The 11,838-nt window shown below is 47.6% G+C and carries 8 protein-coding genes; all 8 read right to left on the bottom strand.

Annotated elements, in window-relative coordinates:
* The coding region (gene tssF, locus KQJ18_RS16750) for a type VI secretion system baseplate subunit TssF (protein WP_216422347.1) at window positions 1-1,538 on the bottom strand (1,538 nt) is incomplete at its 3' end.
* A 22-nt stretch (window positions 1,539-1,560) separates the two neighbouring features.
* A complete protein-coding gene (tssA, locus tag KQJ18_RS16745; protein ID WP_216422346.1) occupies window positions 1,561-3,159 on the bottom strand; it encodes a type VI secretion system protein TssA in 1,599 nt (532 codons plus the stop codon).
* Complete coding sequence (locus KQJ18_RS16740) at window positions 3,156-6,491, bottom strand: ImcF-related family protein (protein ID WP_346014724.1); 3,336 nt, start codon at window positions 6,489-6,491, stop codon at window positions 3,156-3,158. Before KQJ18_RS16740 ends, tssA begins: the two co-directional genes overlap by 4 nt.
* A 13-nt stretch (window positions 6,492-6,504) precedes the next feature.
* A complete protein-coding gene (locus KQJ18_RS16735; RefSeq protein ID WP_216422343.1) occupies window positions 6,505-7,689 on the bottom strand; it encodes a hypothetical protein in 1,185 nt (394 codons plus the stop codon).
* Between the two features lie 4 nt (window positions 7,690-7,693).
* Window positions 7,694-7,960 (bottom strand): PAAR domain-containing protein, encoded by a 267-nt coding sequence (locus KQJ18_RS16730; RefSeq protein WP_110496860.1) that lies wholly within the window; start codon window positions 7,958-7,960, stop codon window positions 7,694-7,696.
* Between the two features lie 161 nt (window positions 7,961-8,121).
* A complete protein-coding gene (locus tag KQJ18_RS16725; RefSeq protein WP_148043746.1) occupies window positions 8,122-8,919 on the bottom strand; it encodes a hypothetical protein in 798 nt (265 codons plus the stop codon).
* A 113-nt stretch (window positions 8,920-9,032) separates the two neighbouring features.
* Complete coding sequence (locus KQJ18_RS16720; protein ID WP_199952309.1) at window positions 9,033-9,803, bottom strand: hypothetical protein; 771 nt, start codon at window positions 9,801-9,803, stop codon at window positions 9,033-9,035.
* Window positions 9,790-11,838 (bottom strand): lipase family protein (locus KQJ18_RS16715; protein WP_216422342.1); only part of this gene is annotated, 2,049 nt, incomplete at its 5' end. The genes KQJ18_RS16720 and KQJ18_RS16715, both read right to left, overlap by 14 nt.

Below are 11,838 nucleotides of genomic sequence, written 5' to 3'. Positions count from 1 at the left end.
TGTATTTCATGTTGTTGAACATCCATGATCGCATCCAGACGACGATAATTAAGCTCATCATCCTGCCAGTTATAGAGAGACAACGTTCCTTTGAGCACTTCAGCGCTGGCCATCATATTCAGAAAGCTGGATCCCAGGTGACTCAACACTCGCCAGTGAAAACGATCCTCAGCGGGAGGGTAAGCGGGGAGAGTCGGTTTACACAGATTACGCACGGCAAGCGGCGTCTGGAGGATCTGCTCACAACGATTAAGCAATGAACTCTGCAACGCTCGTCTGGGTAGCTGACCGTTTGTGCCGGTCACTTTCAAAGACACGGTTTCATACTCAGCCAGACGATCCCGCTCCCAGGCATCTCCTCCGAGTATCAGCCAGGTATCATACAATCCGGATACGCCGCGTCTGACGCGAGTATGGTAGTAACGTTCAGGCGCATTACGGCGCATCATGCCTCCCTTGTGGCGAAAGCTGGTAAAGGGGACATAGACGGCATTACGCGTTCGCTGCGAACCTGAAACCGCATCTACCGAATAAATTTCCGTGTGACCATCCTGCAATCTGCGCGGACGCAGCAAATATTCGCTTTCAAGCCCATTAACCACCAGCGGATCGGCTTCCAGAGTGAAGAGATTAATAACCGGAACGCAATGAAGACGGATGTTTTCACTCCCCAGAGGAAGCTCAGAACTCCACTGTTGAGTCAGTACAGCTTCTATTTCAAAACACGCTATACCGGCAGGAAACGTTACCTTTTCCAGGCCGTTAAGATGGACAAACATAAATTTTTCGCGGAACGTAAAATACTCAAGCAATAATTGCCAACCGCCAAACGCCGTATCGCCTTTTGCCCATAAACTGTCTTCACTGGCAAATCCGCCCGGGGAAAAATACCCCTCCAGTCGAATACGTTCTACGCTATTGGGGAGTCTCAAATAAAGAGAGGCCAGACGCTTTGTCAAAGCAAGGTGCAGCGCGTGGGTCACCGGTGCGTCGCCGCTCAGATAAAGACTGAGGCGCGTCAGATCGGTTTGCGACCAGTCCATCTGTGGATTGCACTTTATTCGCATACGGATGGCCGAGCGTCCGTCAGGTTCAGCATCAATATTCACCACCGTGACAGACAGTGGATTGAGCGTGACGGGCTGAGTAGTACGATACTGACATACCGTTTTTTTAGGGCCAACTGGCTGGGACAATACACCAAACCCCGCATTGATCCGTTCGCTCATTTTCAGTACATCAATATCAGGTAAAAGCTCGACAATACTTAAGGAGGGAATGGTACGTAAATAATGTGGCCACAGCAGGCTCATTAAGCCTTCGGTAAATTCAGGGAGATGATCATCGATTTTGGCGCGCAAGCGTCCCATCGAAAATGCAAAACCTTCAAATAATCGCTCCACATACGGATCGGGAATGCCGACTTTATCCAGATCCAGCATCGCTGCACGATCCGGATGCGCCTGCGCAAACTCTTTTGCCGCTTCCCTTAAATAACGCATTTCCGCGTCATAATAACGCAGAGTTAAATCTTCCATTTTACAGTTCGCTTTTTTAGTTTTAGCCACACAAGACGGCGGCTCTGGCGGGATCAATGGCGACCAAACCGGACAACAGAGAGTCCATCTCTGGCGTCAGACGCGCTTTGTCACTTTCACTGCGGTTGGCTTTTAAACGCAGAAGTTTCAGCCGTCGCGCTTTGACTTCAAACAGCAGTTCAGGCTCCCATTGTTTGAGGGTGAGAGCGTGTGCTGTCGTATTCAATTCGCCAAGCAAATGCAGCGCGAGATCGTTGCGCCCACATTGTTCGGTCAGACGGGCCATCAACAACTGGCGTAACCAACGCTGTCGAGGTGAAATAATGCCGGGGCGAGTCTGAAGCCAGGCAAGCGCTGCTTCAATACCTTCGCTATCCGCCAGCGCCAGCGCCTCGCTTTCAAGGAGCAGAATATCGTCATCCACCCCAGCGGTAGTCGCAGCGACTTTTTCCGTCCGCCAGTCGCTTTCCTGCAGCACGTCACGGGCTATCCACTCGCGGGTGACATCGTCAGCAAAGGGAGTTCCATCGTGAAAAGCCAGTGTTTCCAGACCCGGCATCCGATGTAGTAGCATTTTCAGATCGCTGATGATAATCGTGGCATTTTTATCCCATGGCGAACCCGCCCTGGTTAGCGCCTGATGAAGGTACCACTGCACGTCCAGCCAGAAATGATTCACTCCCTCGACAAATAAGCTGTCAGTTAACTCAATCAGTTCAGTCCAGTTTTGCTGCAAATACAGACGTTTGAGCTGCGCGCGGTAATCACTCTTGGGCGGTACCAAGCGTGTACGTCCGGCGCCATCTGGCGGAGGAAGCTGGCTGACCGTATCGAGGCGCACGCTTTTCATCAAATGATGCGCCGCCAGCCAGCCTTCTGGCTGATCGCTTAAGTATTTTGCCAACACCCGTGCCTGTTCCAGCAGCTCACGGCCAGAAGCAATACTTTTGAGGACGGGGGTTTCTGCGCTGTGTCGGCTGGGTTGAGCGCTGATATTTTGCGGTACCAATGCCTGAGCGCCGCCAGACTGCGCCAGCCGATTTTCCAGCGCGCTATACAACGCCCCAAGCCCTGGACGAATACTCTCTTCTCGCTGACTAAACTGCTGCTCCAGCAGCATCAGCGCACCGGCGATCCGTTGCGTGTCAGGTCGTGAAACCTCGGGAAAACGCGCCAGACTATCCAGCATCCGCCCGCCTGCCAGCCATTCAAGGGCGGCCTTATGGCTGTTGGCTCTTAAGGGATGGAGAGAATCGCCATATTGCTGCATCAGGCCAGCCAGCAAAATCAGACCATCCGCCAGGCCGGACTCACCATCCTGATGCAAACGCGCCCATGTGTAGTAGGTGACAACACGGACATCTTTACTGGTATGGGTCAGAATTTTTTCCGCAAGCTCAATGATGAGCTCCGTTTGCGCGCCAGACAGTTTATTCACCTCCTCTCGCATACGCTGAAAATCATCGTCATAGCCAGAATCTTCACCACCAGGGTTGGCTGCTGAAATGGGCAATAGCCAGTTTTGCCATAGCGCAGTCTGCGTTTGCGCCTGTTCAATTAGTTGCCGTTGTTCATCTGGCGAAGCCGTGCTGGCAGCCAGTAGACGTTTCAGAGCGCTCATTCTTCTTCCTCTGAGGAAATCTTGCTGCTAACAACAAAAATTGCTTCTGGTAGTTCAAAGTCGCGGAGTTTGAGTAATACGAGCGGGCCTTCACCTGCTTCCGTTCGCAGGGTGTAGTTCAGCGGCAATCCATCCTGCGCTGTCCAGCGCAGGTTAAAACCGCTGTTTACGCCAGCGTTATCGGTTATCTCCGCTTTCTCAAGCAGTCGTATCCACCCCCAGGTACCGGGGTTATCTGAGTAGATTCGGGTTCCCGTATTGGTGCTCACCCAGCTTAGGGTTGCCCCTGACGCTTGCGTATCGGCAGGCCAGACAACGTTTTTCCACGCTGGCATCTGATTAACGTAGGTGAGTTTCTGCCCATCCAGTACGAGGTCGGTCTGCATTACATCCCGCGCCGTTCCAGGACGCAGCTCAAAACGCATCCCGGCTTCTCCACGAATAAATGCGACATCCGCAATTTGACTGAGCTGGTCCATCGCCTCGAGGAACGCCGGATTAAACACCAGTCCCTGAGCATTCACCGTGTCGGCAACCCAGTGACGTCCCTGTTTATGCAGCACACCGCTTAAATGGCTTTCGAGAAAATGCGGGATCCGACCATTATCGCTTCGCAGATATTGCGCCAGCAGCGGCAGAGAAGCCTCGCTGCCAACATCGCGAAACGGATATCGTCCGCCGAATGCACTGTTCCAGTCATTCACAATCAGCGCCTTCCATTGCGCATTCAGGCCCGCCGCGGTCGGTTGCAATACCTGCTGCCATGACTGCTCCAGCGGCTGAACAAACATGGTTTGACCAAATCCACTCCATGCTTGCCCCAGACTGGCCGCCACCAGATTGCCATAGTCACGCGTGGTGGTGAGATCGATGGTTTTGCCCTGAAATACCGTTTGCGCCAGGGCCTGACTCATTCCCTGCGGATCGGCAGCGTTAGTAATCTGCTGGAGTTTTAGCCTGACCTGCGTTACCCGGGTCAGGTAGGTTTGCAGACTCAGGTGGCTGATATCCTGCCCGGCCGATTGTTCATCCATCAAGGCCAGGATTGGCGAGAAGGTACTCGCCATAGGGCCTTCTTCCCGCGCATGCTGGTCAATGGTTTGATTTTCTTTAGTGTTAAATAGCTCCTTTGCCGACTTCACCAATGAGTCCGACAGCGCTTCACCGGTTAACCCTGTGCGTCCCTGAACGACGAGCGTATTCATTAACGCAATCAGAGGAGACTGACGGATATCGGCAATCAACGTGAGTTGATCGATAGCATCGCTTAGCGTCTGGGTGCGCTTCCAGCGAATACTGTTGAGAAAATCGAGCCAGTTGTCGGCAAAATCCGTGAAGTAACGCTCGCTAAGACGCGTCTTTAATGCCTGGGGAGAAAGAGGATCGCTTGCAGAATGCGTATCATCCCCCAGCACCTGATCCATTTCTTCCCGGCGGTTGTTTACGATTTTCTCTATGGCGGGCAAAACCTCCTCTTCCCAGGCTTTGCGGGTATACACGCCAGCAACCGAACTGCGGGTATAAAATACGTGCTCTGCCCGGGTATCGCCGGTCATGTCTTCCAGACGAAGATCGGTGTAATGCGGAGTTACCTGTTCAATGATTTTCTGATACAGGGCAGCTTCGCCATTGCGGATCCCCATCTGACGAATTAACAGCGTTCGCACCTGGCTAATAAGATTTTTATCGGCTGCTATTTTCCATTCAGGATGCGCCTGAAGGTGTTCTCCCCAGAATTGCCAGAGGCCAGGCCCAACGCCCTGCCATGATGCACGCGAAATACCTGCTCGCTCCGGCCAGTCTTGCATCAACGCCTGACTAAAAAATGACGCCTCCATCTGTTCAGGCCGGGAGAGCATCAGATACATTTTCAGCTGGTTGTAGGCGATCTTTGCCTGGGCAGCAAACTGCGGGCTGTCTGGAGCCAGTCGGGTTAAAGCCGTTAATTCCTGAGTAAGATGTTGAGCGGCTTCATCACGCAGGAGCGGAATAGCGATACGCGTATAACGCGGCCATAGCGCATCCAGCAGAGCATCATTTTGACTTAAACCGAAGCGGTAGTACCACGGCACTCCATTCTGCTGACGCCAGCGAAGCATGCCTGGCGTTTGCTGAAGAGCGGAAAGCGCCGTAAGACGCTCGGCGAGCGGTTTATCCGGGCCGCCTGCCAGTCTCGCCTGATCCAGACTTTCGCCGATCAGATTGCGATTCGCCAGGAAAGACACCACCATTCCCGCCCCCCATAGCAGTATCAAACCGGCTGTACAGACTGCCAACCCCCCCATCCCTGAACGGCCTGTACGCTGTGCCTTAAGTTCAGCTGGTAACGCAGGGAGTGAATCAAGCAGCGCACTCCAGCGATCATCACGCCTCCAGGCATGCGCAACGCCCGATGAGGTACTTTCCGCATACTGGCTCAAGATGACCGCCGCCAGCGGCAATGGCCGATGCGGGCTAAAAAAAGTGGACAACGATTCGCTGATGGCTTCTGCGCCAGGCATCAGCAAATTAGCCATTTTCAGTAAGACGTTATCGCGGATATTGCGCGTAACCTGCTGCGTGCCCTGCTCCGCCATCTGTATTGCGAGCGAGGTCAACTGCGAACGACATAAAGCCGTGGTGCATCCTGCAGGAAACAAACACGTCGCAGAGTGTAGGGTTACGTCATCCCGTGTGCCATGCAGCGACCAAAGGTACAACGGCACTCGCCAGCGAAGCGTGGTAAAAACAGCCTGAAGATGGCGGGCGGCATTATCTGCTTGTTCTGCGCTTAAAGAGACAACAGGTGCTGATTGAACCAATGCCTGCTGGTGCTGAAAGGTGGGGGTTACCCATACAATCCCGTCCAGCGGGCGCCGATGCAGCTTGCGTATCGCATCAAACAGCGTGACATCTGGCGTTTCAGTGAGCCCACCTCCCCAGATTAACACCACGCCATCCCCTTCAACCCAGCGCAGAGAGGTGAGTTTTGGCACCAGCAGCTCAACCTGAGAGGCATCCCCCATCACCAGCAGGATACGCGTTTTGGCGCGCCAGCGGCGGCCGTAATTCCCTTTTAGTGCATCACGAATTTCTCCTGTCCGTATATTCCTGGAGAGTATTTCCTCTATTCGGGATTCATTTTCAGGAAAAACGCCGACATTTTCCTCGCTTACGCGAAACAGATGCTCCCTTGCATAAAGGCTGATATGCGGATACAGGCGAATCAAAATAATTAAAATTGCCGTGGCTACAACTAAGAGAAATTTCTTCGTAGGTGAATCTGCGCCCAGATACTCACCAAAGCGATTCGCCAGCCATGATAATCCCGCCAGGATTACCAAAAACAACACAGCCTGACTTCCCCTACTCCATAGATGGCTTGTCGTATTCATTATCACTCCAGGGTAAAACGGTACAGATATATGGCTGTTGTTCCTGAACAGAAACGATCAAATATGGTGCTGAGTGATGCTTTGACATATCAGCGGTCACACCAGCACATAGCCAACCGGAAAATGGACCGGGGATCCCCATGAATCGTTCAAGAACAATGGTGTTTTCAACCTGCCAATGAACACCATTCTCATGAGCAATTGGATAGAGTTGCGTACTCAACGAAGCAATTGACTGGTAATCAGACACAATGGCCCTGGTTTTTTTCGCACTGACCTGTGTAGTAAAAAAAGTGGTTAAATCTTGCGACAAACACGATTTATCCAGAGGCATTGGACGCAATAAGCGACATTTTCCTTCCAAACCGTAATTGCGCGCAACATCATCACTGGCTAAAAGAAAAACAGCCATTCCATCAGAATATTTATCGTGCCCATTAAATTGCAAAATCAGAAAAAGATCGCTTCTGACTTCAGCATCTTTCAGGTTCGTATCCAGTTGGTGGCACGGAAACTCAATGACAATCCGTACAGAGGAAGGCTGCGGCTTGGCAGGTAAACTTGTCTGCCAGATGCGATAAAAGTTGGATTGTAGTAAGCAAATTTCTTCAGTTGAACCATCCGTGACGAGGGTTACATGCAACGGAATGCCAGTCGGTAATATGCTCAGAGACTCAGCTATACTGTTAAGCAAAACAGCCGCGGCATGGCATTGATTTTTGACCTGAGGTAAGTAATTGATACGATTAACCAAATCATATTGGTTTGCGATATTCTTTGAATTACCAGCAATAATTGCAACGGTAATTTTCTCTGGTAACAATACGCAGCTATTCATCACGACAATAGAGCGCTGTCCCCAAGACTGCCATTCACGCTGAGAAATCAATATTTCTTTTTGCAAAAACTCATAATATTCAAGCGCCCGCCCATATAAATACCCTCTAATACTGGCAATTATTAACCACAGGAACACTGGAAAAAGTGAAACCAGCCAGATGTTGACATCATTAATAAAAAACAGATGCTCTGTTGCATGCAATACAAAAAGTAAGATGCTTACTATTACTGATAATATACCGACCAGTATCCATCGCCAGAGAGAAAGAGGTTCAGGAGCTACGGGCGTGATAATTCTATGGCGTTCCCAGCCCATGGTTTCATCCTATTGATGCTTCCGGCGCACTTGAAATAACCTGACATCCACACAGACTATGGCATCCATCGACAACTATCGGTTTACCATCAGAAAACCATTCTGATGAGCCTTCAATAATAGGATTAATGCCATGGAATGGTATCGGGCAACTGACCATATCCCCCAGAAGAACTACTTTTTTCCCTTGAACAAACATGGTTGAAGATGCAGATATTACACTTCCACCATGAGTCGTTTTATCACCAAGCAAAACAAAACCTTTTGACATAATGAACCTCCTAATAAAATATCTATTAAATAGTCTCACTAATCATTTAATATAATGATTGTATTGGGAACCACTATAAACATTGAAGAGCTAGCAATGTTTGGCATAATCCTTGATTAAATTAATTGTTACACTTTTGGCAAATCTATCTCTACTGAGTGTTAGTTTGCCGATGCTTTGCGTTCACTACTGATTTTCTGCAGCCGTTCGAAATCAGGTTCAGTTTCTCCAAGCTCGACTGAACCATCCGGATAAACCAGTTTTACCTGTTCACCATGCCCCCAGGTTAAAGGATCTATCCAGGTAACCACTTCATTAAAATGTATAACCGGCCTGAAAATGACACGTTCAATATCGCTATCAAGCCTGTATGCGTAGAAATTTTTCCGTCCTGTAAATGAAAGCGTTACCAGATTTCCGGCTAAATGGTTTTCCTTTTTTCGAGGGTAAAACTCCTCATTAATTACTTTATTTATCCCTGGCAGGGGTTGAGATCGTCCATTTGCAGCGCGGGGATAATGTTCATCAAACACAAACGTGATTCTTTTAAAAATTGTCTTATCAATTCCCTCAAGAATTTTACTGCCTTTTTTATACTTCAGCTTAAATTCAACATTACTCAGTTTCCAGTCACAGTACCAGCCCTTTTCCACCGGCACCGTAACGCTATAAATATTACTGTTCTTTTCCTGCTCCGGCTCATAGGTAGTGACACTGGAATCATCTTCGTAGTGTTTTTTAAAATTACCATCACGCCGGGTGCGCTGGCATTTATGTGAGCGATAGGTCACGGAGAACCACGGTTTCTCAAGAAGGTCCGGCGTATCCATTGCTATAGTGACCTTTCTGACATCAGATGAAAAGAAACTGCCGTCACATCCGGACAGCAGCAGATAAAAGATGGTGAGAAGCAGAGGTTTATTGTGTCTTATTCTTATATAACCATGTGGATAACTCATAAATGATATATTCCTCTGACAGCCTGAGATGAATTAGAGTGGTTATATTTGTTTCACCAGATAAGATATTGATTACGTTTTTCTGGTAAAATTTATCATGGCTGAATATTACATTAATTACTGGTTTGTTGGCGCTCGCGCCTGATTTTCTGCAATCGTTCAAAATCGGGAAAAGGGTTTCCGTATTCGACATAGCCATCCGGATAAACCAGTTTTACCTTTTCTCCGTGCTTCAACGTCAAAGGGTCTGACAGTATCACCATCTCATCAGTATGAATTATCGGTCTGAACAGAATGCGTTCAATTTCATTATCAAGCCGATAGGTATAAAAATAGACACGACCCGTAAATGAAATTTCCACCAGATTCCCTATCAGATGGTTTATCCTTTTATAGGGATAAAATTCCTCATTAATTATTTTGTTCCTCCCTGGCAGGGGTTGAGATTGTCCATTTGTAGCCCGGGGATAATGTTCATCAAACACAAACGTGATTCTTTCAAAGATTGTGTCATCAATTCCCTCAAGAATTTCGCTCCCCTTTTTATACTTTAGTTTAAATTCAACATTACTCAGTTTCCAGTCACAGTACCAGCCTTTTTCAACCGGCACCGTGACGCTATAAATATTACTGTTCTTTTCCCGCTCCGGTTCATAGGTAGTGACACTGGAATCATCTTCGTAGTGTTTTTTAAAATCACCATCACGCCGGGTACGCTGGCATTTATGTGAACGGTAGGTTACGGAGAACCACGGTTTCTCAAGAAGGTCCGGCGTATCCATTGCTATGGTGACTTTTCTGACATCAGATGAAAAGAAACTGCCGTCACATCCGGAAAGAACCAAGAATAGTAAAGGAGACAAGAGAAGCTTAGAGTTCTTCATCCTCATCAGCGAATGTTTTAAATCGCAATAGTGCATTTTTCCCGCCCTCCACAGATTCTGATATTAATAATGTGCCTGACATTTCTTCTTGCATTTTACTAAAAAGCAAATTCCTCTGTCTTTCATTCTCACAGACCGTTGCCGGACCTTTGTAGGGTTCAATGCGGCTAATAAACCTTTCTCTCTTTCTTTTTCTCTGCATTTCTCTGCCTGGATCGCATAATTCAAGCAACTGATTATTTAAGAATGGGATATATTTATCCCCCATCAGGTGATGCATCGGGTTAATAAACGAATCCTGGTCCGGGTTAGCGTTCGGTGGAAACAGCCTGATGTATTGAGACTGGAGTTTCTCAGCCTGAGAATATGCTCCTGAGTCTAATACCGGAACAAGATAGAACTTGCTGCTGTCATACAGTGCTTTAACATATTGTGTCTTTCTGTAGACCCCTCCATCGCTATCTAAAGTAGGCCCCATACAGGTATAGTGCTGTTCCGCTCTGAAGAAAACTACCACATTGCCATGATGTAAAAAACACTCGCTGTCATCCACACCCTTTGAATAGGCCCACTGTGTTAGGGACGCAATAAAGCCAAAAAAAGTACCAAAATAGTCATATAAATCGTTATCCAGCTTCGCTTCCGGCGGGACAAAAGTAACCATATCGGCGTCATTGACATGCCGGTAATGCACTATCTCCGCCATATTCTTTATGGCACTGACGGTAAACGTTCTGGGCATTCCATAGGTATAAAGGATTGGATTCCACGCTTTTAGCTCTGTGGCATGAATCAGAGATAGTGCACCGCCTAAACTGTGGCCGCAGATATATAGTGTTTTATGTCCAGAATCGGTTTTATTAATCTGATCAATAAGAAATTTAAATTCTCTACTAAAAACATATTTCGCAATACTGAACGCATCCCAAAAGCCTTTATGGACAAACCCCTCTGGCAGCAGTTGTTGAGGCACTTTGCTATCATCTATCCGGGTGCTGGTCACTATGGGTCTGAACGTAAAATCACTTAACCAGTCCTGAAATTCCTGTGAACCACGCCAGCCCACGATCACATCATCATCACCATAGATATAAAATATTTGCGTATCGGCAAACTCCATACATTTATTATCTTCGGTAAAAAAAACTACCCCCTCGCTCTGAGGGGTATCTTTTAGCAATTCTGCGGTATCGAGAAATACAGCACCTTTGTAACTCTTGCTAAAAGGTACATCAATTACGACGGGATAAAACAATTGACGACCATTTCCAAGATTAGGAATCGATGATAGATCCATGAAACCATTAAAGAATTTGAAAAAATCATCGCTATTTGAATAGGTCAAATTAGCCATCAACCCCTGATTATAAGCGTTCACCATTGAATAATTTTTGGTATTATGCAGTAATAAATTCCACGCTCTAAACGGACAAATTTCCACTAATACTCTGGCATTAAAATGAAGTGCCGCAATTTTCAGCCCAGAAAACTCAGGGTCGGGAAAATGGTATTCTGGATACTGAGCTAACTTATGTAACTCCTGGTATTGTCTTTCTTGCTCATCTTGATATTCATTTGAATCCCCCTCCTTTCCCCATACATATTTGTTATGTTGTTTATACTGTTCATCCCACCAGGGCATGGCGGGTACTTTGTCGCAAAGATTACCGATAACAACGTGATAGATAATACATCCCGTCTCTTCATCAATTCCGAATCCATTCATTTTTCTAGTTTCGGAGCTCATTCTTTGTTCAGTGTTTAGCGGGCGCTGTTCCATTTCATCAGCCAATGGCTGGGCTTGAATCTTTAGGATCAGTGTGCAACGGGGAATTTCTTCAATACGAATAATACCATTCGCATCACTTACCCCATGATAAGAAGCTGGTTTTTCACCTCTATGCGTGGAATCGTTATCTGCCATATAAGGCATATTCGCTACGGGTTTTCTCTGTTCATCAATAAGCTGTATTTCGATCCAATTTTTCTTTTGTTCTGGCGCAGTTGCACTGCCAAACTCACCAGAATTTGAGGT

The organism is Citrobacter sp. S55_ASV_140 (assembly GCF_018919505.1).
In the GTDB taxonomy this organism is placed as follows: Bacteria; Pseudomonadota; Gammaproteobacteria; order Enterobacterales; family Enterobacteriaceae; genus Citrobacter; species Citrobacter werkmanii.
The sequence above is the reverse complement of the archived record's forward strand: the minus strand, read 5'-3'. Positions and strand labels throughout refer to the sequence as shown.